Source organism: Leifsonia araucanica (genome assembly GCF_051161895.1).
Lineage (GTDB): Bacteria > Actinomycetota > Actinomycetes > Actinomycetales > Microbacteriaceae > Leifsonia.
Window position 1 is genome coordinate 1,948,544 of the sequence record NZ_JBMBTW010000002.1, and the last position, 22,264, is coordinate 1,970,807.

The following is a 22,264-nucleotide window of genomic DNA, read 5'->3' on the forward strand; positions in this document are numbered from 1 at the left end:
TGGTAACCCCACGGTCCTGGCGGTCGGTCGGAGCGCTACGCCTGCCCGCGCCTGCGGCGGCTCACGAAGGCCGCGCCGATCAGCAGGAGGATGGCACCCCATCCGGCGACGAGGAGGTAGTCACCGGCCGATCCGGTTGCCGCCAGTCCACCGGCGGTGGTGCTGGGGGCCGGAGCGGGCACCGACGTGAACGTCGGCTGAGGCGTCGTCGTCGGCTTCGGCGTGGGCGTCGGCGTGACGACGGGACCGGTCGGCTCGCCGGGGCCCGCCGGGTCGACCGGCTTGTTCACGACCACCTGGGAGCAGGCGGCATCCGGCAGACCGGAGCAGGAGCCACCCGTCGTCGGCGGCTTCCACGGCCCCACCGGCGGGGTGCTGACGGTCGCGATGTTCGCGTACGTCCCCGCGGCGGCGAAGGTGAGCGTGACGTGGACGTCGATGGATGCGCCCTTCGCCAGCAGCGGGATCGCCCAGCTCACCACGCCGCTGCCTTCGGTGCCGCCGTGGTCGGCGGAGACGAACGTCGACCCCTTCGGCAGCGTGTCCGTAATGGTGAAGGCGGTCGCGTCGAGCGCTCCCTGGTTGGTGACCGTGATGGTGTACTCGACCGCGTCCTTCTCCATGACACTCAGCGCCTTGGCGGTCTTGGCGATCGACAGCGCCCCGAACTCGTAGGTGTTCGTGATCGTCGCGGTCTGGGCGGCGGGGACGGCACCCGCCTGCTCGGTGGAGAGCACGTGGATGGTGCCTCCCGCGATCGTGCGGTCCGCCTCGCCGTAGCTGCCTGCAGCCCCGTGCTCGGCGACCGTGCAGTCCGCTCCGAGCGGGATGCCGTCGATCCGTGCGCTGAGGCCGGTGGCCGTCGCGAGCGTGAGCTGCGCCGCCGCCCCGAGGTCGACGGGCGCACCGGCCACCGTGCAGGCGACATCGGCGACGAACTGCGCGGGGGCGGACGACGCCGCGGAGCCCGTGACGATCTTGTCGACCTGCAGCGGACCGGTGACGATGGTCACACCCGCCTTGACGGGAGCGCGGCGCACCGCGCCTCCACCGGTCAGTGCTGCGGTCGCGCCGAACTGGTTCCACGCGAAGGAGGGGGCGGACGCGATCGAGACGGGCGCCCCATCCGGTGCTGCCGCGGTCGCCGGGCGGTTCACCGTGCGGTATGTCGCACCGACGGTCGCGCCGGGGGCGAGGGTGCCCGCCGCCGTCGTGGTGAAGTCGAGCGTCACGCGGAGGCCGGTGACGGCCGACCAGTCGCCCGTGAACGCGGTGGACGGCACCCACTCGGAGGCCACCGGGTTGGTGGAACAGGTGGGGTCGCTCGGCCAGGCGGTCGCCCCGGCGCCGACGCAGACGTCGGGAGCGGTGGTGACCTCCCACGTCATGGTCGTGCCTGCCGGTGCGTCCGCGACCAGGCCGTAGTCCTGGTCGAACACCGGACGGTACGTGGAGCCGCGGGGACCGCCCGTCGCGAGCATCCTGTCGCCCGGGGTCGGCAGCGGCTCGACGAACACGAGGGCGTCGTACGTGACGGTGCCGCTGTTGATCGCGCGGAGGCGCCACTGGTCGGTTCCGCCGACGACGGTGTTCGCCGCGCACGGCGAGACGAAGTATCCGTCGGCGTCCGGGGTGCAGGTGGCGGACGGGCTGGACGGGTTGACAGCACCGGAGACGATGCCCCCGACCACGTCGCCCTTCACGCCCTTGCTGGTGTACAGCGACGGGCCGGAGATCGGCTGGACGTAGTTGCTCGTGCCGCAGGCGTTCGCGGCGAGACCGGAGAGCGTGCCCTGCCCGTTGCCGGACGTGTTGGTGCACGCATCCAGCGTCTGTGCCGTCGTGACCGAGAACCTGTTGACCGCCTGCTGCGAGCCGGTGAGGCCCGGCTGCAGCACGAGGTTCAGCTGCACGGTGAACCGTTCGCCGGGCGACATCCGCGCTCCGCCGGCCGGCCAGGAGAGCGTGAGTTCCCGCGTCGCGGTGTCGAAGCCGGTCGCCGGCGTCACGGAGAGCGTGCCTCCCGGCGTCGTGGAGAAGGTCGGCGCCTCGCCGTCCCAGGCCAGGGAGGCCGGGAGGGTGTCGACGAGTTTCGTCACGTCGACGAACCCGGTGCCGGTGTTGGCGAAGGTCAGCGTCCAGCCGCCCGGGTCGCCGACGCTCACGGTGTGGATGCCGTTCTCCGGCGTCTTCGACACGTCCAGGCTGTGCGTGCCGGTCAGGAGCGCGATGCTCGCGGTGGCGTCCGCCGTCCTGTCGGCATACACGGCCGGGTTGTCCGTCCGGTGCGTGAGAGCCGTCACGGTGTCGTCCACGGTGCTCGGGAACACGGTCGGCGAACCGTCGACGGACGCATCCCGCAGCTGCACGTGCAGGATGGCCGTCGCGGTGAAGTTCGCCGGCACGGCGGTGCGGCTGAACAGGTCGCCGTCCGCCCTGCTGAACACGAACCGGATGCCCGTGATCTGGTCGAGCGCGGTGGTCGGCAGGGACGCGGTCGCGGCGGTCGTGCCCGCGATCCAGGTGGAGGTGCCGCCGGTCTGCACGTCGACGCGCACGCGATCGGCGCCCGCCGGCAGCGTCACGTCGCCCGCGGAGAGGCCGGTGAGCGCGAAGCGGTTCCAGAACCCGGAGTCGGCGTCGGTCAGCGTCACTTGGTGGGTGGCGGCCGTCGCCTGGCCCTGCGTGGCGGTGAGGGTGACCGCGACCGGCGTGTGCCTGTCCTTCTCCAGCACGGACGGCGTGGAGAAGCTCTTGGCGGCCGTCACGTCGAGCGTCGCGGTCGTGAGCGTCAGGCTCGTGGTGTCACTGTCGTTCGGCTGCGAGCCCTGACCGCTCGGGTAGAGCACGGGGTCGTAGCCCTGCGCGAAGGCGGCGTTGTCGACCCGGAAAGCCTTCACCTCTGCCGACGCGTCGCTGCGCTGGGTCACCCTGACCTGCGTGCTCAGCGTCATCACGAGGTTCTGACCGCTGACGATCGTGCCTCCTCCTGTCACGGGATTCGTGCCCTGGTAGACGACGCTGACGCCGACCACATCCAGCAGGTCGGCGGGCTGAAGCCCAGCCGCCTGGGTCATCGACACCCTCGTGGTGCTGAGCGTGCCGTCGGACGCGCGGTGCCACAGCGTCACCTGCGAGGCGACGGGATCGACTTGGGCGGAGGGCGCCGAGAAGCGGATCCTGGTGAGGGTGAGCCGCTCGAACGGGTTGGCTGTGCTGTAGCTGGCGCCGGCGAACGGGTCGGCCGACCAGGCGTTCGCCGCGGAGAGGCAGGCGCCCATGGATGCGCTGTCGCACGGCGACGGGTCCGTCACCCTGATGTACGAGGCGCGGGCGGCGGCGGCGTTCTTCGCCGTGATGGTGAAGTCGTTCGTCGGGTATGCGGACGGGTCGACGTCGCCGGCCTTGGGCACGACCATCGTGGAGCGCTGGCTCGTCTTCGCGACGTCGACGAGCGGCGGCTGGTCGATCAGCGCGAGGTTGTCAGCGGCGTCGACGGGGCCGACCGGGGTTCCGTTGTGGACACCGGACGCCGAGCTGCGGTTCCAGATCGTGCCGGCCGTCGAGTCGTTGAAGAGCGTGTCCGCGGAGGCGAACGGGTCACTCGCGGCGGCAGGGTCGCGGAGCAGGTTGCGCAGCTGCCAGACCAGGCCGAAGCTGCGGGACTGGCCGAAGGCGACCGTGGCGATGCCGGAGCCTGCCGGTGGTGCGGCCGGGTCGGTCGCCGTCGCTCTGGCAGGGTCGTTCGGGATCACGGTGATGCGCACGCCGGTGGTGCCGCTGAGTTCCGCGGGGGTGAGCGCGTATCCCTTGAAGCCGGTGCCGTTCATCCAGGTTCCGCCGGGTGCAGGGACGAGGTTCCATGCGCCGTCGTGGTAGAGGCGGATCTCGCTGACCGCATCCCATTTCAGCAGGGGCTGCGACGCGAAGCTGACCGGTGCGATGCTGACGAGGTCGAACGCCTGGAACACGGTCTGCGCCGGGTCGGCCTCGTTCGACGCGGGGTCGGAGATGGTCACCGAGCTGTATCCGGTGTCCGTGACGCCCCAGGAGAGCACCGTGCCCGCCTGCTGGCCGGACTGCGACGGCAGTTCGGTGAGGTCCCCGGTGAGGTCGGGCTTCGTCCACTTCTTGGCGGTGCCGAGCGAACCGGAGCCGCTCTGGCTCTGGATCGCGGCGGTGGCCGTCGCGGTCAGCACCGGGCTGACGACGGGCGGCGCTCCGGCGATGACGCCGGAGGCGTGCGAGCTCGCGAGGTTCTGATAGGTGCTCTTCGGTCCGTTGGCGACCGAGGTGGAGCCGCTACCGTCGCGGAGGGCGGCGCGCGCCTGCGCGGTGATGTTCGGGCTCACCGTCGTGCCCTGGCCGAATCCGGCCGGGTTGGCGAAGGTGAAGCGCAGCCCGGTGATGCTGCCGACGAGCCCGGTGGGGAGAGCGGCGCTGTAGTTCGTCGCCGCAGTGGTCGCATCGACCACGGTGAACACCGAGTACGTGGCGCCCCCGTCGGTCGAGTATTCGACCGTCAGCGTTGAGCCGAGCGGCACCTGCGTCGGTGCGATGGCGATCGGGTTGAACGCGTTGAAGAAGTCGTCTGCGCGGCCGGAGCGCCAGGCGTCCTCGACCACGATGGTGTTCGGACGCACGTACGCGGAGTCGGTGGAGGTCGTCGCCGGCAGCTTGGCCACGACCGTCGAGCCCGGCGAGACCGCGCCGGAGGGCGCGATGGACTTCGACAGCTTCAGCGAGATCTCCGGGAAGAAGACTTTGAGCGGCGCCGTCGCCGTCCTGTTCGCCGTTCCGGCGGGATTCGTGCCGGTGACCGTGACGGTGTTCGTCACATCAGCGGGGCTGTCGTTCTGCGCGACGTAGTCGGCGGCGGGAGCGATCAGGAACTGCGCGCTGCCGATGGCGCCGACAGCGACGGCCCCCGTGTACGCCAGCTCGAAGCCGGTGAGGTGGGCGCCGGTCGGTGCGGCGGGCGCGACAGGGGTGGCGCCGTCGGCGAACGGCGCGGACACGCTGCTGCCGTCCGAGAAGATCCAGACGACGGAGGCGCCGGTCGCGCCGGACGGGTACGACAGCGGGGCGGCGAAGCCGCCGAAGCCGAGCGACGCGGTGAAGAAGTCGCGGTCGCCGAGCGTCAGGGTGCTCAGCGGGCCGTTCGAGTCGTTCTTGCCGGTGATCGTGGCGGTCGCGGTCGTGCCTGCCGGGATGCGGCTCGGCGCGATGGTCTTGCCCGCGCTGACGAGCACCGTGAGGCCGCCGACGGTGAACGGAGCCTGCGCGGTTTTGGAGACCGGCGGCTTGCCGGGCACGGTGACGATGCCCGTGACCTTGTTGGTGACCGTCGCGCCGCCGACGAGCGAGGCGGCGGTGCTGCGGTTGACCGCGCGCTGTGCGACGGAGACGGCGACGCTGCCCGCTGCCCCGTTGGCCGCGAGCGTGGTTCCAGTGCTGCTCGAGTACGTGAAACGGAGACCGCCCACGTTCGCTGCTGCGACGCCGGAGGGGAGCTGGATGTCGGCCACCGCGGTGGGCGGACCCGTCTGCCACTTCCACGCGTGGGAACCGCTGTCGTACACGTACGCGTCGACCTGCACGAGGTCGGCGCCCGCGGGCAGGGTGACGGCGCCGAAGCCCGCGAAGTCGACGATCGCGAACGGGTTGGCCGCATCGAGGGACGCCGCGCCGTCCTGCGCGACCGTCGGGTCCTGCACGGACAGCGTCGCGGCGGGGACGTTGGAGGTGTTCTGGCTGGTCAGCGTCACGGTCGAGGTCGCGCCGGGCGCGAACTGCTGGTTCGCCGGGGCCCAGGTCTTCCCGACCTTCTCATCCACCGACACCGGGATGCTCACGGTCACGTCGGCCGAGCCGGTGTCGTCGGGAGCCGTGCTCGACGTGCCGAGCGCGGTGTTGGTGACCTTCACGCCGTTGTACGCCCAGTCCGGCGCGAGGTTCTGCGGCGCCTTGAGCGTCACCGTCACGCGGTACGTCCCTCCCGCGGGGATGCCGACGCCCCCGGCGACCTGCTCGGTGAAGAGCACGGTGAGCACGCACGAGGAGGTGACCGTGCTCGTGCATCCTGTCAGCGACTTGGTGAAGGGCTTCGAACTCGGGGAGACGCTCGTGTCCAGGATGCTGAACCCGGCGAACTCGGCGGGGAGCGCATCCACCAGCTTGGCGTCGAGGCAGTCGTTGTCGTCACAGCCCACCATCACGGTGTACGTGAACTCGGACCCGTTCGTCACCGCGACCGCCGCCTTGCCGTCGACGGACTTGTCGACGGACAGGGAGGCGGTCGCGGCGAACGCCGGCCCCGCCAGCACACTTCCGCCCACGAGGGCGACGACGAGTGCGACGGAGACGGCACCGAGGCGCTTCAGCCTGCTGAGGGCGAGAGCGCTGCTGTCTCGGTGTTTCGCTGTGGTGCTGAACGGAATGCGGGCATGGCGGAAGACGCGACGAATCACAGAATCGGGTTTCTGAGTAAGCGGAAGCCGGGTAAGCACGCGCTGAGCACGATCGGGTCAGCTCACGCGGCGCGACTCCCGGTTCGGGTTCCGGGAGTTTCTTCCGCCCTTCATGTATATCCACTCAGGCAGGGTGGATGAAAGCACCTTTGTACCCCACCTTATGGTTACAGTCCCCGAAAATGAGGACACCGCCGGGGTTGTAGCCCTGACGGTGTCCTCTGGTCCGAGCGGTCGGTCAGTCGACCACCTTCACGTCCTTCCAGAACGCGACGTAGTTGCTGTAGTCGGAGCCGACGCGGTCGAACGAACTCGGGTACGGGTTCGGGTAGCTCCACGCGCGGTCCTGCAGGAGCGTGTCGCCGTCCTTCACGGAGAAGTACTGGCACTCGCCCTTCCAGGGACAGGTGTACGGGGTGTCGCTCTTCTCCAGCAGGTCGGCGTTGACGCTCGCCGGCGGGAAATACCAGTTGCCTTCGATGCGGACGAGCTCCGACTCGGGAGCCTCGGCGATCACGGTGTCGTTCAGAACAGCTTTCATGGGTTGAAACCTCCTTCTGGGGCGAACGCGGCGCGGGGACGGATCATTCCGCGCCTGACGGGCCTCGCAGGATCGTCACGTCGTTCACGGTGTCCACACGGCCGGCCGGGGCGATCTCCGCGGGCGTCCTGCCCGCTGCCACGTGCTCCTGACCGGACACCGACGCGGTGAGCAGGTGCGCGACGGCGCCGCGCAGACCGGTGAACGCGGCACACGCCGCCGCGGCCTCCGGGGAGCTGTAGTCGATGCCGACGGCGGCGAGCGCATCCACGATCGCCCCTGCCGCCAGCTGGTCCTCGACGGCGAACCGCACGCCACCGGATGCGGTGGTCCCTCCCGCTGCGACGATCGCGACCATCGCGCGGCGGCCGAGCCGCACCTGCTCGGCGATGATCCACGCGGCGACGGCCGAAGCGGTGGTCAGGCCGCCGGAGATGACCGCGGCGAACTCGGGGATGTGGGGCAGCGCATCCCGTGCTGTCGCGTGCTGGTCGGCGCCCACCGGAGGGAGCACGTCGACCCAGACCACGATGTCGGCGTCGGAAGCGACCGTGGCGAGGCCGTCGTGCGCCCAGTCGAAGCGGAGCTGGTACTTGGCCTGCGCGTGAGCGGGGGATGCGGTGGTGGCGGTGGTGCTGGTGGCTGTGGATGCGGTGGCGTGCTCGGTCACCGGGACATCGTAGCCCGGCGCGCGAGCGGTTTCGCGTGTGGGTCGTCCGGTGACGGACGGCGCATCTGACGGCGGATCAGCTCGAAGTCGTGGCGGGTGATCTCGATCAGCCCACGGCGCAGCTGGTAGCCCCAATCCGGCTTGTCCCTGGTGAAGTCGAGCACGGGCAGCAGGGGCCGGATGGGCGTCGCCTCCGCCTCGTGCTCCCAGTCGACGCGACGGCGCCACGGCTTGAAATCGCCGGCGGGACCGCGCATCGACGGACCCTGGGTGGTCTGGTAGACGTCGTCGTCCGCGATGCGGCCGATGGCGGTGAACTGCTTGAGCGGCTCGCCGTCCGGGAAGGTGGTCTTCGGCGAGTAGTAGACGAAACCGTCCGCTGCGCTCATGCGTTCGAGCGGCGCCTTGGCCCCGTGGTTGACCTGCGCGATGCCTGCGGCGACCCCGCGGAGCACATGGTCCTGCTGCACCACTCCCAGCCAGTACCGGATCGCCATGCTCCAGTTGTAGCGCACACCTCCGTCAGAGCCGCGATCAGCCGCGCACAGCCGCTCACACCGGCGACTTATCCACAGATTCCGTGCCCCGCTCGACGGGCGGGAGGCGCTCCCGCGAGACTGGCACGGAAGAAAACCTCCGCCGATGTCGATTCCGGGCCCGGTCGTTCGACGTGGAGGTGAGGGGCGCAGTCGCCCACGGCACACGGCGGGGAATCGCCGGTCAGAGAAAGAGACAGCCATGAAGTACATGCTCATCCTCACCGCAGACGAGACGACGGAAGCGGGCGGCACCCCCAGCGAGGACGACCTCAACGCGATGGGCGCATACAACGACGAACTGGTCAAGGCGGGCGTGCTGCTCGCGGGCGAGGGGCTGCACCCCAGTTCGGAAGGCGCGCGCGTCGAATATGCGGGCGACGAGCGCACGGTCGTCGACGGACCGTTCACCGAGAGCAAGGAGCTCATCGCCGGATTCTGGATCATCCAGACGGCGAGCAGGGAAGAGGCGCTCGAATGGGCGCGCCGCATCCCGCTCACCACGGGCAGCGTGCAGGTGCGCAAGGTGTTCGACGTTGCCGAGTTCGACCAGGACAACGTCTACGTGCAGAAGGAGAAGGCCTGGCGCGAGGCCGGCGGAGAGCCCAGGACGGCGTAACGGGATGGGGGATGTGGGCGGCGAGGCGGCGCGCACCGTCGAGGCGGTGTGGCGGATCGAGTCGGGCAAGCTGGTGGCCGTGCTCACCCGGCTGGTCGGCGACGTCGGCTTGGCCGAGGAGCTGGCCCAGGATGCGCTGGTCGCCGCCCTGGAGCAGTGGCCGCAGTCCGGCGTGCCCCGCAACGCCGGAGCCTGGCTGACCGCCGTCGCCAAGCGCAGGGCGATCGACGGCTGGCGCAGGCAGGAGCGCCTGGGCGACAGGTACGCACAGCTCGCCCACGACCTCGAGACGGAGCGCGGGGCGGACGATCCGGCCCTGCTCGCCGAGGAGACCATCGACGACGACCTGCTCCGGCTCGTCTTCATCTCCTGCCACCCCGTCCTCACCAAGCCGTCGAGGGTGGCGCTCACCCTCAAGCTGCTCGGCGGGCTGTCCACCGACGAGATCGCCCGCGCCTACCTCGTGCCGCCGCCCACCATCGCGCAGAGGATCGTCCGCGCCAAACGCACCCTCAGCGCCGCGCGGGTTCCGTTCGAGGTGCCGGACAGGTCCGAGTTCGCCGCCAGGCTCGGTTCCGTCCTCGAAGTTATCTACCTGATCTTCAACGAGGGCTACGCGGCGACGGCCGGAGACGACTGGATGCGCCCCAGTCTTTGCCAGGAAGCCCTCCGGCTCGGCCGCGTCCTCGCCGAGCTCACCCCGCGCGAGCCCGAGGTGCACGGGCTGGTGGCGCTGATGGAGTTCCAGGCGTCCCGGCTCGGCGCCCGCACCACCCCCGCCGGCGAGCCCGTGCTGCTGCAGGACCAGGACAGGTCGAAGTGGGATCGCATCCTGATCACCAGAGGCGTCGAGGCGCTGCGTCGCTCGGAGCGCCTGGACCGCGGCCGCGGGCCGTACGCCCTGCAGGCCGCCATCGCCGCCTGTCACGCCACGGCGCCGACCGCGGAGGCGACCGACTGGGAGGAGATCGTCGCGATCTACGGCGCGCTCGCCGAACTGCAGCCGAATGCGGTGGTCGAACTGAACAGAGCGGTAGCGCTGTCGATGGCGTATGGACCGGAGGCAGGCCTGGACGTGGTCGACCGGCTGGTGATCGACGGGGCGCTCAGCAGCTACCACCTCCTGCCGACGGTGCGGGCCGACCTGCTCTTCCGCCTTGGGCGGCTCGCGGAGGCCGAGCGGGAGTTCGAGCGGGCGGCGGCGCTCACCGGGAACGAGCGCGAGCGGACGCTGCTGCTGGCGCGGGCGGAGGAGTGCCGACGCGGCAAAGGGTGAGAGCCGAGGGGTGAGACGCGGGCGGGATGCGCGACACTGGGGAGATGAGGGTTCTGCTGAAGTTCCTCCTTGACTGCGATCCGGATGCGGCCTGGCGCGCGCTGCAGAGTCCGACGGCGTTCCGCGAGGTCGCCCTGCCGTGGGTCGACTTCCGGTCGGACGAGCCTGCCGGGTTCCCCACCGTATGGGGGAACGGCGAGCACCGCGTGGCCGTGCGGGCCTTCGGAGCGTTCACCGTCGGCACCCAGGCGATCCGGCTCAGCACCAGCGAGGTGGGTGAGCCGGCTCAGCCGGTGCGCATCCTGAGGGACACCGGTGGCGGCACGGGCGGCCTGCTCTCCGCCATGCCGCACCTCGACCACCGGATGGCCATCGCCCCCGACCCGGCGGGGCCGGACGCGGACGGTCGGCTGAAGACGCTCTACCGGGATCAGCTGATCGTGAAGGCCGGGGTGCTCACCCCGCTGGCCTGGTACACGATGTGGGCGTTCTGGCAGTGGAGAGGGATGCGGCTGCGACAACTCGCGCCGACGTGGGCGTACGACCCGCCGGCGCGAGAAGATGAGGCGTCGGAAGGTCCGGCGGCAGAGCGGGAGGAACAGGCATGACGATCGAGACACCGCAGGCGGCGAAAGCCGTCACCGCCGTGCAGACGGCCGACTGGCGGCGGCGCGTGTTCGGGATGTACGCGTCCGTGCGCAGGATGGCGGCGACCGACCCCGCCACGGCCCACGCCCACTGGATCTCCTGCCGCAACGACCTGTTCTCCTCGCATCCGGCCACTCCCCTGCTGCCGGAGGACAGGGACACGTTCACCGGGCTCCCCGTCGTCCCGTACGACCCGGAATGGCGGTTCGAGCTGCCGATCATCCCCGCCGCGGAGCCGCGGAGGATGGATGTGGAGACTGGCACGGACGGAGTCGTGCCGTTCGAGCTGCTCGGCGCCGTGCACGTGCCGTTCGCCGGGTCGCTCGACGTGTGGCGGCTGTCGTCGTACGGCGGAGGGATTTTCGTCCCGGTGAAAGACGCGCTCGCCGGAAAGCCGGGAGGCACGTACGGCGGGGGCCGCTACCTGATCGACACCGTCAAGGGCGCCGACCTGGGGATCGACGCCGGCGACGAGGCCACCCTGGTGCTCGACTTCAACTTCGCGTACAACCCGTCCTGCGCATACGACCCCGCGTGGGCGTGCCCGCTCGCGCAGGCGGGGAACACCCTCGCGGTCGAGGTCCCGGTGGGCGAGCGGTACACCGGCGAGCACTGAGCGGCGCCCGGCGCCGACTACGCCCGTGTCACCAGCGTGAGTCGTTGCGTCGGGCGCGTCATCGCCACGTACAGCGACGCGGCGCCGCGCGGGGTCTCGCCGGCCAGCGCATCCGGGTCGGCCAGCACCACCGCGTCGAACTCGAGGCCCTTCGCCTCGTAGCCGGTGAGCACGGCGATCGGCTTCGACAGGCCCGCCGCCCCTCTGGCCGCCTCGTCGCCGAAGCGGCGCGTGACCGCCTCGGCCACCGCATCCACTGTCGCCGACGTCGCGATCACCGCCACCGTTCCGGAGGCGTCGATGCCGCGGTCGTGCCCGACCGCGTCGGCGACAGCATCCGGGAGCGCGTCGGCCACTACGGCCACCCTGCGGATCGGCCAGTCGCCCTTGCGCACAGCGCGCGTCGGCGTGATCGGCAGACCGGCCTGCGTGGCCAGCTCCTCCGCCTCCCGGGTGATCTGCGCGGGGGTGCGGTAGTTGACCGTCAGCTCCTCCAGACGCCAGGCGTCCTTGAACGACGGGCGCAGCGCCTCGTCCCAACTCGTCGCACCGGCGGCCGACGCCACCTGGGCGATGTCCCCGACGATCGTGAACGACTTCATCGGGCAGCGGCGCACCAGCATCCGCCACTGCATCGGCGACAGCTCCTGCGCCTCGTCCACCACCACGTGACCGTACGTCCACAGCCGGTCGGCCTCCGCGCGCTCGGCCGTCGTGCCCGTGTCCTCGCGCTCGGCGAAACCGTCGGCCAGCTGCTCCGCGTTCACGAGGCCCTGCACCCCCATGTTCCGGATGGCCGCCTTCGCGTTCTCCACATCCCGCTTCCTCTGCCGCTCCCGCTCGCGCGCCCCGGCATCCGGGCGCCCGGGGAAGTCGCCGAGCAGGTCGGCCGCCTCGTCGAGCAGCGGGACGTCGGACACCGTGAATCGGCCGGTGCGCTCGCGGAACAGGGATGCCCGCTGCGCGTCGGACCAGCGCGGCGTCAGCTCGGCGAGCCACGCTGGACGCGAGTACAGGTCTTGCAGGAACTTCTGCGGAGTGAGCGGCAGCCAGGCGGTGTTGAGCAGCACCCGCACGTCGTACGAGGTGCGCAGGTCTTCCCGAAGCACCTTGAGGTCGGCCTCGTCGATGGTCGAGCCGCCCGCCCTCAACTGCGCAGCCAGCAGGTCGACGAGCTCGCCGAGCGCGTGCTTCACGAACGTGACCCTCGCCACGTTGTGCGGCTTGCCCGTGCGCTGGGCCCGGGAGATCGCCCGCTGGATCAGTTCGGGCTGCACGGTCAGCCGCTCGTTGTCGACCACCACCACCTGCTCGGCGTCCGGCGCCTTCTGCCGGGAGCGCACAGCACGCGACAGCAGCCGCACCATCTGCACGGAGCCCTTCAGCTTCGCCGCCTCTGGCTCGTCGTCGCCGCTCGCCTCGACGCCGGGGAACATGTCACCGAGCGTGCGCAGCACGACGCCGGTCTCACCGAGCGACGGGAGCACCGCCTCGATGTAACGCAGGAACGCGGGAGACGGACCGACGACGAGCACACCGGATGCGCTCAGCCGCTGCCGGTTCGCGTACAGCAGGAACGCGGCCCGGTGCAGAGCCACCGCCGTCTTGCCCGTGCCAGGGCCGCCCTGCACCACGAGCGCTCCGCGCAGGTCCGACCGGATGATGCGGTCCTGCTCCGCCTGGATGGTCGCGACGATGTCGTGCATCCGGCCGGTGCGCTGGGCGGTGAGCGCAGCGAGCAGCGCGCCCTCCCCCTGCACCTGCCCGCTGTCCGAGTCCTCCCCGTCGAGCAGCGCCTCGTCGAACACCTCGTCGTCGACGCGGACCACCTCGCGGCCCGTCATCGTCAGGTGCCGTCTGGCGCGGACGCCCATCCGCTCATTCGCCGTCGCCTGGTAGAACGCGCTGGCCTGCTGGGCGCGCCAGTCAACGAGCAGCGACCGCTGGTCGTCGTCGCGCAGCCCGATGCGGCCGATGTAGCGGTGGGCGGAGCCGTCGACCGGCTGTTCGAGCAGCAGTCTGCCGAAGACCAGGCGGGAGTCGACCTCGCGCAGCTGGGTCAGCTGGTCTTCGTAGAGGCGGGCGAACGCATCCCGTTCGCTCCGCGCCTGGTGGTTGCTCCCGACGCTCTCACGCCGCACACGGGTGAGCCGATCCTCGGTTTCCGCTCGGAGCGCATCCAGTCGCTCATACAGTCCGGAGACCACGGCGCGCTCACGTTCGAGTTCCGTTTCCTGCACGCAGACCACCCTCTCGATTCGGGCCGATAGTCTACTTCCTCCGGCCGGGAAGTCGCCTGTGCCGAGTTCCCAGCCTGATCGGGTAGGCTTTCAGTACTTGCGAGTCCGTGTCGGACTCCCTGCGTCGCAGAACGCACCACGCACAGCGCCGGGCATCAGCCCCGCCTGCGTCACTTTCTACGGCGAACGATCGTGCCGCTCGGCACCTTCGCCACTACTGCCCCGAACCTGCATCGACAAGATGCGCGGGGTCCTGATGCCCGAAAGGCACCACCTTTGTCTCAGAACACTTTCGCCGGTCTCGGCGTGCCCGCCCCTCTCGTCGCCGTGCTCGCAGCCGACGGCAAGACCGAGCCGTTCCCGATCCAGGCAGACACGCTGCCGGACACCCTGGCCGGCCGCGACGTGCTCGGCCGCGGCAAGACCGGGTCAGGCAAGACCATCGCCTTCGCGCTCCCGATGGCCGCGCGCCTCGGCACGAAGCTCGCCGGCGGCAAGCGTCGCGCCGGCCGTCCCCTCGGCCTCGTCCTCGCCCCCACCCGCGAGCTCGCCACCCAGATCTCCGCCACGATGCAGCCGCTCGCCGACGCGTACGGCCTGAAGACCACCACGATCTTCGGCGGCGTCTCCCAGCAGCGCCAGGTCGCAGCGCTGAAGGACGGCGTCGACATCGTCGTCGCCTGCCCCGGCCGCCTCGAAGACCTGATGAAGCAGGGCTTCGTCTCCCTCGACGCCGTCGAGATCACCGTGCTCGACGAGGCGGACCACATGGCCGACCTCGGCTTCCTGCCTGTCGTCACGCGCATCCTGGACAAGACGCCCACCGGCGGCCAGCGCCTGCTGTTCTCGGCGACGCTCGACAACGGCGTGGACAAGATCGTCAAGAAGTTCCTCAGCAACGAGGTGCTGCACTCGGTCGACGACGCGAACAGCCACGTGGATGCGATGACCCACCACGTCTTCGAGGTCGACTCCCTCGAAGCCAAGAAGGACCTGGTCGAGAAGCTCGCGTCCGGCGCCAGCCGCCGCATCCTGTTCACCAGGACCAAGCACCACGCCAAGAAGCTGGCCAAACAGCTCACCGCCTCCGGGATCCCGGCGGTCGACCTGCACGGCAACCTGTCGCAGGTGGCCCGCGACCGCAACCTCGCCGCGTTCGGCGCAGGGGATGTGCGCGTGCTCGTCGCGACGGACGTCGCGGCCCGCGGTGTGCACGTCGACAACGTCGAGCTGGTCGTGCACGTCGACCCGCCGATGGAGCACAAGGCGTACCTGCACCGCTCCGGCCGCACGGCCCGTGCAGGCAGCTCGGGCGACGTGGTGACGGTCATGCTGTCGTCGCAGAAGTCCGACGTGAAGACGCTGCTGCGCAAGGCAGCGATCGACGCAGCACCCCAGGCGGTCACCGCGACCTCGGCCGCTGTGGTCACGCTCGTCGGCGAGACGGCCGCGTACGTGAAGCCCGCTCCGAAGGAAGCCGTGCAGCAGCAGCGCGGCGGTGGCCAGTCGCAGGGAGCGAACGCCCAGCGCAAGCGCGCCCAGCGCGACGGCTCAGGAGCAGACGGCGAGCGCGGCGGTCGTGGCGGAGGACGCGGTCGTGGCGGACGCGGTGGCGACGCTGCACGCGGCGACGGCGGGCGCGGACGCGACGGCGGCCAGGGCCGCGACGGCCAGGCTCGCGACGGACAGGCTCGCGACGGGCGCGCATCGGGTGAGGCCGGGCGTCCGCGCCGCGACCGCTCCGGACGCCCGGCCGGCGCAGGCCGCGGAGCCGCAGCGACCACGTCGCACGGTTCCGGCTCCGCCTCGGCCGGCGGCCAGCGCTCCGGCGGTTCCGGCAACGGCGGCCAGCGCAGCGGTGGATCCGGCAACGGCGGCCAGCGCTCCGGCAACGGCGGCGGCCTGCGCGTCGGCAGCCTCGTCGGCGGCAGCACCCAGCGCGGCAACGGCCCGCGCCGCGCGCGCGGCTAGTCCCACCAGCCCCTCAGCACTCGAGCCCAGGGTTCTCGCCTCACGGAGGCGAAGAACCCTGGGCTCGACTGCGTTCGGCGCCGGTCAGGCGGGCGTCAGCGACTCGATGCCGCGGAGCACCCCGTCCATCAGGAACCGGTAGCTGCGGTCGAGGTCGTCGGGGAGGCCGAAGCCGCCGCCGAGTTCCAGGGTGACGAAACCGTGGATGGCGCTACGGAGCATCCGGAGGGCGTCGACCGTGCTGTCCTCCGGCAGGTCGAACGCGCGGAGGGCCGCCGTCAGGACGGCGAGCGCCTCCGCAGCCCGCTGCGCGAGTTCGGCGTCCGCGTCGTCGCCGAGCCGCGGCGCCACCTGCGTGGCCGCGTACCGCCCGGGATGCGCGTGCGCGAAGGCGCGCATCGCGTCCGCCGCTGCGTGCAGGGCGTCGCCGCCGGAGCGTCCGATGGTCGCCGCCGCGAGCATCCTGGTCAGCTCGGCGACGGACTCGGTGGCGACCAGGCGCCGGAGGTCGTCGAGCGACGCGACGTGCTTGTAGAGGCTCGGCACCGCGACGCCCGCACTGCTCGCGACGGCCGCCAGGGTGAGGCGGTCGAACCCGGCCGCCCCGCCCGCATCCACCAGGTCGAGGGCGACGGCGGTGACCGCCGCCCGAGAGAGTCCTGCCCTAGGCACGGGCGGCCCAGGCGGCGGTGACCGCGTTCGCGCCCCGCTCCGACCCGTCGCGGAGGCGGGAGAGGAAGTCGACGGTCTGCGGGACGGTGATGTCCGGCCGCGCTGCGTGCGGGTAGTGTCCCGACTCGCCCACCAGCACAGCGGTGGCGCCGATGGATGCGATCCACGCGGCCTCGGCCGCCGGGTCCTTGTAGTCGGGGTCGAGTTCGCCGACGAACGCGAGGATCGGGGCGTGAACTTCCGGCAGCCGGGGCTCGACCACCGAGTGGGTGAGCTGCAGGGTGAGGCGACGGAACGACGACAGGCGGCCCGGCTCCTTCATGTTCGCCTTGATGGCGGCGACGTGCTCGCCGAGCCACGGGGCCTGGCGGCCCTTGTTGAGCGTCGAGCGGTAGTAGCCGGACCACATGGATGCACCCCACGGCGCCGCGAACAGCACGCGGTACATCCCGTGGATCGACGCGACGGCGAAGGCGCTCATCGCCGGGTCGCGCAGGAGCGGGCCGTACAGGGCGAGCCCGGCGACCGCATCCGGTCGCTCGGCCGCCGCCCACGCCGCGGCGGCCGCTCCCATCGAGTTGCCGAGGATGACGGCCGGGCCGCCGAGCTCGTCGATGAGGGCGATGATGTCGCGGCCGGTGGCGATGTCGCCGAACTCGCGGAAGGTGGTGTCGCTGTCGCCGTGCGCCCGCAGGTCGGTGACGGCCACGCGGTATCCGGCGCGGACGAGCGGGCCGACGAGCTCGCGGTAGCTGGAGCGGAGGTCGCCCATGCCGGGCACGGCGACGACGAGCGGGCCGGAGCCCTCGACGGTGTAGCTCACGCGTCCCTCGGGGCGCTGGAGGAAGCGGACCTCACGAGCGATGGAAGTATTCATAGCCGCAAAGCTAATACCATTAGCTAGAAAATGCAACCCTATTCCCGCGTCTTCGCAGTGGGCATCGAGCCGCCCCGTCTCTTCGGCGGTCCGGTGCCAGGGGCGCGCATCAGTGTCGGAATGCGCAATGGGATGTCCGGAACGCTCGCTTTGCGGGACGGAGTTCGAGGTTTTCTGACCGCAGGGCACGTCGCCCCCGACATCGGCGCGCTGGTGCGCGACCTTTCCGGAACCGCGATTGGGATCGTCCGAGATTCGCGGTCCCTCGGCAACGACTCGCTCGACCCGGCGGCAGACATCGCCTTCATCGAATGCGACGCAGACACTGTGACCCGCACACCTCGGCTTCTACGGACGCTGGCCGAGCGGGATGCGGTCGCTTACAGCGGCCTTCGGGGTCCCGTAAACACCTGGATTCAGGCACTCTCGTCGAATTTCTTGGTCGACAGAACACGTGCCGGCTGGGCGGAGATCGCGATGACGGGCGATCCCGTCGCAAACGAAGGCGACTCCGGAGGTCCTGTCTTCTCTGAGGACGGCACCCTCGCGGGGCACGTGGTAGGTGGCACGAAGTCGAGCTACACCCTCGTGCAGGAAGCAGCGTTCCAGCTCGACGCGATCGGAGCCATAGCAATCGATTAGGAGCAACACATGACTGACAACATCACCAACGTGATCGCCTGGTTCTCGATGATCGCCGCCTCGATAGTCTTTCTGGCTGCAGTCATCGACCTCGTGACGACATGGTCGGGCAGGCAAAAAGCGACGAACGCCGTCGCGGCAGGATCCGAGAAGGTGAAGGACATCGCGGAAGCGACACCGGGCAGCGACAAGGCGAAGGAGTACGCAGGGATCGACTTCAAAGGCAGTTGGGAAGCTCTGGGAAGCCTTGCCACCGCGCTGAAGGACCTTGATCGGTCGTCCAGACTCTTCATGCTGTCTCTCGCTTTCCTCGCCGTGGCCGGCGCGACCGTGGGATTGCAGGCCATCGGGACGGGACTCGCCGGCATCGGTTCCTGAGCGCAGAGTGCACCTGGATCAGCGGAGAGAACTGGAGCAGTCCCCACGATTTACGCGGTTGCAGCCCTGGACGAACCCGGGACGACTGAGCAAATCGTGGCGAACATCACATCGGCTCTGCCACATCCGGCCCGACGATGAGCACGGGGCAGCGCGCGTGCGACGCGCAGTGGACGCTCACCGAACCGAGCAGCGTCGTGGTCAGCCCGCCCCTCCCCCGGCTGCCGAGCACCAGATACGACGCTGTGCGGCTCGCCTCGACGAACACCGCGCCCGGGTTCCCCTGCTGCGCCCGCGTGCTGAACCAGTCCGGAGGCTTCGCGCCGAACGCCGCGGTCGACGCCTCCTGCGCGTTCCGCAGGGCCACACTGTGCGGCGACGACTCGGCGTCGGGGTAGTACGCGTCGTACATCGAGGTCGACGGCTGCCAGACGGCGACGGCCTCGAGCGGCAGCCTGAAGGCCTCCGCCAGGATGACCGCCTCCCTGAGCGCGGCCAGCGCGCCGGTGGAACCGTCGATGCCCACCAACACGGGCCCGTGACCGTGGCCGCGATCGTTCATGGCACTCTCCCTCACCCGTCGAGAAGTCCCGCGCCTCATTGTCCACCCCGCCCAGCGGACGCCCAAGGACGTTTGTCCGGCGTGACAAACCGCGCTGGCGTCATCCCTCCGATGGACACGGTTGCATCCGCGGCCGGACTCGGCCGGGCCGGTGCGGACGCGAGGCTGGTGGGGAACCGAAAGGACCGCACCGTGCGTCTCAGAAACCTCCTCGTCGCCGTGACGGCGGCGACCATCGTCGTCGTCATCGCCGGATGCTCCTCCCCGGGCATCCACTCGGGCGCCGGCTCGCTCGGGGCGGCGCCTCAGCTCCCGTCCGCCGGGTCGGGCTCGGGCTCAGGCTCGGGCTCGGCGCAGCTCGGCCAGGACGACGGGTACATCCCCACCGGCGAGACCGTCGCTCTCACCGACGACGTCCCTGCCGTCACCCGGCTCGACCCCCGGCTGCTGGATGCGCTGGACGGGGCCGCGACGGCGGCCGCCGACCGCGACGTGACCTTCACCCTCACCGACGGCTGGCGCAGCGAGCGCTACCAGCAGACCCTCTTCGACGATGCCGTGCAGAAGTACGGCAGCGAGGAGGAGGCGAGCAAGTGGGTGAAGCGGGGAGACGAGTCGAAGCACGTGCGCGGCGAGGCGGTCGACATCGCGACGGCCGACGCGATGGATTGGCTCACCCGGTTCGGCGGGGAGTACGGGCTGTGCCAGGTCTACGCGAACGAGGCGTGGCATTTCGAGCTGACGGCCGACAGTGACGGTGTGTGCCCGGCGCAACTGCCGGATGGGACCGCCGGCTGACGACTCGGCGAACGCCTGCGGAATTCTCGCCCCCGCCCTTCCGGTGCGCGCATACAGAGCCGTATCGTCGGACGTGGCAGCACCGTCGCCGTCGTCCTGCAGCGAGTTCGCACAGCACCGAACCCAAGGAGATCGCACATGCCGTACATCACCACGTCCGACGGAACACAGATCTACTACACCGACCAGGGCGAAGGGCAGCCGGTCGTCCTGAGCCACGGCTGGCCGCTCAGCTCCGACGCCTGGCAGGTCGAGCTCAAACTCCTCGCCGACAACGGCTACCGCGCCATCGCCCACGACCGCCGCGGTCACGGGCGCTCGTCGCAGCCGTACACCGGCAACGACATGGACACCTACGCCCGCGACCTCGCCGAGCTGGTCGAGCAGCTCGACCTGCACGACCTCGTCGTGATCGGCCACTCCACCGGCGGAGGCGAGGTGGTGCGCTACGCCGCGCAGCACGGTGTGGGCCGCGTGACGAAGGTCATCACCGCTGGCGCCGTCCCGCCGATCATGGTCAAGTCGGACAGCAACCCGGACGGCACCCCCATCGAGGTCTTCGACGAGATCCGCGCCGGCGTGCTCAAGGACCGCTCGCAGTACTACCTCGACCTCGCCGTCCCGTTCTACGGTGCGAACCGCGACGGAGCGGAGGTGTCGGACGGTGCGAAATACGACTTCTGGCGCCAGGGGATGCTGGTCGGGCTGACCGCCGCGTACGACTGCATCAAGGCGTTCTCGGAGACCGACTTCACCGACGACCTGAAGGCGCTGGATGTGCCCATCCTCATCGCCCAGGGCGACGACGACCAGATCGTCCCGATCGCCGACGCGGCGCACAAGTCGATCGACCTCGTCTCCCACGGCACGCTGAAGGTGTACCCGGGCGCCCCGCACGGCATCTACGGCGCGTACCAGGAGGCTCTGGACAAGGACATCCTGGCGTTCATCGCCGGCTGACCGCCCGCCCTCAGGTGTGGGGGCCATCCTGCGCCTCGACGATCTCCAGCCAGTTCCCCGGCACACGTCCAGCTGGGCCGGGGACCGGCTGCGAGTCCGGCCTGCTGGTCGGCGGCGCGAGCCGCGGCCCGTCGGCGAACTCCTGCGCGCTGTAGTCCCAGAACCAGTCCTCGCCGGGCTCGAAGCTCTGGATGTACCGGTGCCCCGTCTGCTCGGCGTGGGCGGTGGCGTGCCGGTTGATCGAGTCGTCGCAGCAGCCGATGTGCCCGCAGGTCGCGCAGCGGCGGAGGTGCACCCACCAGCTGCCGTCGCGGTCGCACTCCACACATCCCGTGCCGGATGGCGGGACGTCCTGGTGGATCCCGGTGTCTCCCGCGCCCGTCGTGTCGCTCATGCTGCAGCCCTCCGTTGTGTCAGCCCTCGTCAGACGATGCGCCCCACGGACGCCAGCGCGGCCTTGAGCAGGATGCCCCTGCCGCCCTCCATCTCTTCGCAGACCGAGGGGGACACCGCTTCCTCCGGGGTCATCCAGGTGAGTTCGAGCGCATCCTGGCGCGGTTCGCAGGTGCCGGTGACCGGCACGACGTAGGCCAGCGAGACGGCGTGCTGCCTGTCGTCGGTGAACGGCGTGACACCCGGCATGGGGAAGTACTCCGCCACCTGGAACGGGATGGGACTCGCCGGCAGCTGCGGGAACGCCATCGGGCCGAGGTCTTTCTCCAGGTGCCGGAACAGCGCCTCGCGCAGCGTCTCCCCGTACATCACCCGGCCGGACACGAGGGTGCGGGTCATCTCACCCACCGCGTTGGCGCGCAGCAGCACGCCGAGCTCGGTCACCTGCCCGAGCCCGTCCACCCGCACGGGCACCGCCTCCACGTACAGCAGCGGGAGGCGCCTGCGCACCTGCTCAAGCTCGATATCGCTCAGCCACGCCGGGCCCTGCTGGCGACCGTCGTCGGGCAGCGGGTCTGGGGTCGGGTCCGGAGTGCGTACGCTCATGCACCGATCCTACGGAAACGCCGGATGCTCGGGCACCCTTCCACCGGATGCTGTGGAAAAGACACGAGATTGCCGCCCTGTGCAGAAACCACCCGCATCCCCGCGCCAGAATGAGGCATGCCCTTCCCGACACCCGACCTCCGCATCGACAGGGACGCCGTGCTGTGGTCTGCGTCGGAACGCGACAGAGCCGGCCGGCCGCTCCTCGTCCTCCTGCACGGATACGCCTCCGACGAGGCCGATCTCTTCGGCATCTCCGCGTACCTCCCGCTGGAGCCGGTGATCGCCTCGGTGCGCGCCCCCATCCCCGAGGGCCAGGGGTTCGCCTGGTTCTCCCGGTACACCAACATGCCGGGCGACCCGCTCGCCGCCAACGCCGACGCAGCGGCGGCGGCCGTCCTCGACTGGCTCGACGAGCAGCCGCAGACCCCGACCGGCCTGCTCGGCTTCTCCCAGGGCGGCGCAATGGCCCTGCAGCTGCTGCGCAGGGCGCCGGAGCGCTTCGACTACGCGGTGCAGCTGTCCGGATTCGTCGTGCACGGAGAGCAGGACGGGGACGCGCACCTGGCCGCATCCAAGATGCCGGTGTTCTGGGGCCGCGGGACGCTCGACGAGGTGATCTCGTCCGACGCCGTCGACCGCACGACGGCCTGGCTGCCCGACCATTCAGCCCTGGATGCGCGCATCTACGAGGGCATGGGGCACAACATCTCCTCGGCCGAGCTCGCCGACGTCTCCGCGTTCATCCGGAGCGGCCTGCGTCGCTGAGCGGGGCTCCGGACAATGCTT

General features: G+C 70.6%; 20 protein-coding genes. 10 read left to right on the forward strand and 10 right to left on the reverse strand.

Going from position 1 to position 22,264, the window contains the following annotated elements:
* Positions 1–35 precede the first annotated feature (35 nt).
* The 4 genes from ACN6M5_RS09370 to ACN6M5_RS09385 form a co-directional block, all read right to left on the reverse strand.
* Positions 36–6,470 (reverse strand): DUF5979 domain-containing protein, encoded by a 6,435-nt coding sequence (locus tag ACN6M5_RS09370; protein WP_434949409.1) that lies wholly within the window; start codon positions 6,468–6,470, stop codon positions 36–38.
* Positions 6,471–6,708: 238 nt separating this feature from the next.
* Entirely contained in the window at positions 6,709–7,011 is a 303-nt protein-coding gene (locus ACN6M5_RS09375) for a DUF427 domain-containing protein (protein ID WP_168690074.1), read from the reverse strand.
* 43 nt (positions 7,012–7,054) lie between these two features.
* The gene (locus ACN6M5_RS09380) at positions 7,055–7,681 is read right to left on the reverse strand and encodes a 2-phosphosulfolactate phosphatase (RefSeq protein ID WP_434949410.1); all 627 of its coding nucleotides are present in this window, start codon (positions 7,679–7,681) and stop codon (positions 7,055–7,057) included.
* Entirely contained in the window at positions 7,678–8,178 is a 501-nt protein-coding gene (locus ACN6M5_RS09385; protein WP_434949411.1) for an EVE domain-containing protein, read from the reverse strand. Before ACN6M5_RS09385 ends, ACN6M5_RS09380 begins: the two co-directional genes overlap by 4 nt.
* Before the next feature lie 241 nt (positions 8,179–8,419).
* Here ACN6M5_RS09385 and ACN6M5_RS09390 point away from each other — a divergent pair, with 241 nt between their 5' ends.
* From ACN6M5_RS09390 to ACN6M5_RS09405, 4 genes are read left to right on the forward strand one after another with little or no spacing between them, the layout of a single operon-like run.
* Complete coding sequence (locus tag ACN6M5_RS09390) at positions 8,420–8,836, forward strand: YciI family protein (RefSeq protein WP_085368856.1); 417 nt, start codon at positions 8,420–8,422, stop codon at positions 8,834–8,836.
* A 4-nt stretch (positions 8,837–8,840) separates the two neighbouring features.
* On the forward strand, positions 8,841–10,112 hold the full coding sequence (locus ACN6M5_RS09395) for an RNA polymerase sigma factor (protein ID WP_434949412.1): 1,272 nt from the start codon (positions 8,841–8,843) through the stop codon (positions 10,110–10,112).
* Positions 10,113–10,156: 44 nt separating this feature from the next.
* Entirely contained in the window at positions 10,157–10,720 is a 564-nt protein-coding gene (locus ACN6M5_RS09400; protein ID WP_085368858.1) for a hypothetical protein, read from the forward strand.
* Positions 10,717–11,376: a DUF1684 domain-containing protein gene (locus ACN6M5_RS09405; protein ID WP_434949413.1), complete on the forward strand. Its 660-nt coding sequence runs from the start codon at positions 10,717–10,719 to the stop codon at positions 11,374–11,376. The genes ACN6M5_RS09400 and ACN6M5_RS09405 overlap by 4 nt, the downstream gene beginning before the upstream one ends.
* Before the next feature lie 17 nt (positions 11,377–11,393).
* Here the strand turns inward: ACN6M5_RS09405 and ACN6M5_RS09410 are convergent, their stop codons facing one another.
* The gene (locus tag ACN6M5_RS09410; RefSeq protein ID WP_434949414.1) at positions 11,394–13,616 is read right to left on the reverse strand and encodes a HelD family protein; all 2,223 of its coding nucleotides are present in this window, start codon (positions 13,614–13,616) and stop codon (positions 11,394–11,396) included.
* Between the two features lie 276 nt (positions 13,617–13,892).
* Between ACN6M5_RS09410 and ACN6M5_RS09415 the strand changes: the two genes are divergently transcribed.
* A complete protein-coding gene (locus ACN6M5_RS09415; RefSeq protein ID WP_434949415.1) occupies positions 13,893–15,587 on the forward strand; it encodes a DEAD/DEAH box helicase in 1,695 nt (564 codons plus the stop codon).
* Between the two features lie 84 nt (positions 15,588–15,671).
* Here the strand turns inward: ACN6M5_RS09415 and ACN6M5_RS09420 are convergent, their stop codons facing one another.
* Complete coding sequence (locus tag ACN6M5_RS09420; RefSeq protein WP_434949416.1) at positions 15,672–16,259, reverse strand: TetR/AcrR family transcriptional regulator; 588 nt, start codon at positions 16,257–16,259, stop codon at positions 15,672–15,674.
* Positions 16,252–17,136 carry an alpha/beta fold hydrolase gene (locus ACN6M5_RS09425; RefSeq protein ID WP_434949417.1) on the reverse strand — a complete coding sequence of 295 codons (885 nt, stop codon included), beginning with the start codon at positions 17,134–17,136 and terminating at the stop codon, positions 16,252–16,254. Before ACN6M5_RS09425 ends, ACN6M5_RS09420 begins: the two co-directional genes overlap by 8 nt.
* Positions 17,137–17,166: 30 nt before the next feature.
* Between ACN6M5_RS09425 and ACN6M5_RS09430 the strand changes: the two genes are divergently transcribed.
* Positions 17,167–17,778 (forward strand): hypothetical protein, encoded by a 612-nt coding sequence (locus ACN6M5_RS09430; RefSeq protein ID WP_434949418.1) that lies wholly within the window; start codon positions 17,167–17,169, stop codon positions 17,776–17,778.
* 9 nt (positions 17,779–17,787) lie between these two features.
* On the forward strand, positions 17,788–18,156 hold the full coding sequence (locus tag ACN6M5_RS09435; protein ID WP_434949419.1) for a hypothetical protein: 369 nt from the start codon (positions 17,788–17,790) through the stop codon (positions 18,154–18,156).
* A gap of 106 nt (positions 18,157–18,262) precedes the next feature.
* Here the strand turns inward: ACN6M5_RS09435 and ACN6M5_RS09440 are convergent, their stop codons facing one another.
* On the reverse strand, positions 18,263–18,718 hold the full coding sequence (locus ACN6M5_RS09440) for a universal stress protein (protein WP_434949420.1): 456 nt from the start codon (positions 18,716–18,718) through the stop codon (positions 18,263–18,265).
* Positions 18,719–18,910: 192 nt separating this feature from the next.
* Between ACN6M5_RS09440 and ACN6M5_RS09445 the strand changes: the two genes are divergently transcribed.
* Positions 18,911–19,516 (forward strand): M15 family metallopeptidase, encoded by a 606-nt coding sequence (locus ACN6M5_RS09445; protein ID WP_434949421.1) that lies wholly within the window; start codon positions 18,911–18,913, stop codon positions 19,514–19,516.
* A gap of 138 nt (positions 19,517–19,654) precedes the next feature.
* A complete protein-coding gene (locus ACN6M5_RS09450; protein ID WP_434949422.1) occupies positions 19,655–20,476 on the forward strand; it encodes an alpha/beta fold hydrolase in 822 nt (273 codons plus the stop codon).
* A 10-nt stretch (positions 20,477–20,486) separates the two neighbouring features.
* Here ACN6M5_RS09450 and ACN6M5_RS09455 read toward each other — a convergent pair whose 3' ends face one another.
* Both ACN6M5_RS09455 and ACN6M5_RS09460 read right to left on the reverse strand, forming a co-directional pair.
* Positions 20,487–20,870, reverse strand: coding sequence for a UBP-type zinc finger domain-containing protein (locus ACN6M5_RS09455; protein WP_434949423.1), 384 nt, complete (start codon positions 20,868–20,870; stop codon positions 20,487–20,489).
* A gap of 29 nt (positions 20,871–20,899) precedes the next feature.
* Positions 20,900–21,475, reverse strand: a complete 576-nt coding sequence (locus tag ACN6M5_RS09460; RefSeq protein WP_085368872.1) for an NUDIX hydrolase family protein — start codon at positions 21,473–21,475, stop codon at positions 20,900–20,902.
* A 117-nt stretch (positions 21,476–21,592) separates the two neighbouring features.
* Between ACN6M5_RS09460 and ACN6M5_RS09465 the strand changes: the two genes are divergently transcribed.
* Positions 21,593–22,243: an alpha/beta hydrolase gene (locus ACN6M5_RS09465; protein ID WP_434949424.1), complete on the forward strand. Its 651-nt coding sequence runs from the start codon at positions 21,593–21,595 to the stop codon at positions 22,241–22,243.
* Positions 22,244–22,264: the final 21 nt, after the last annotated feature.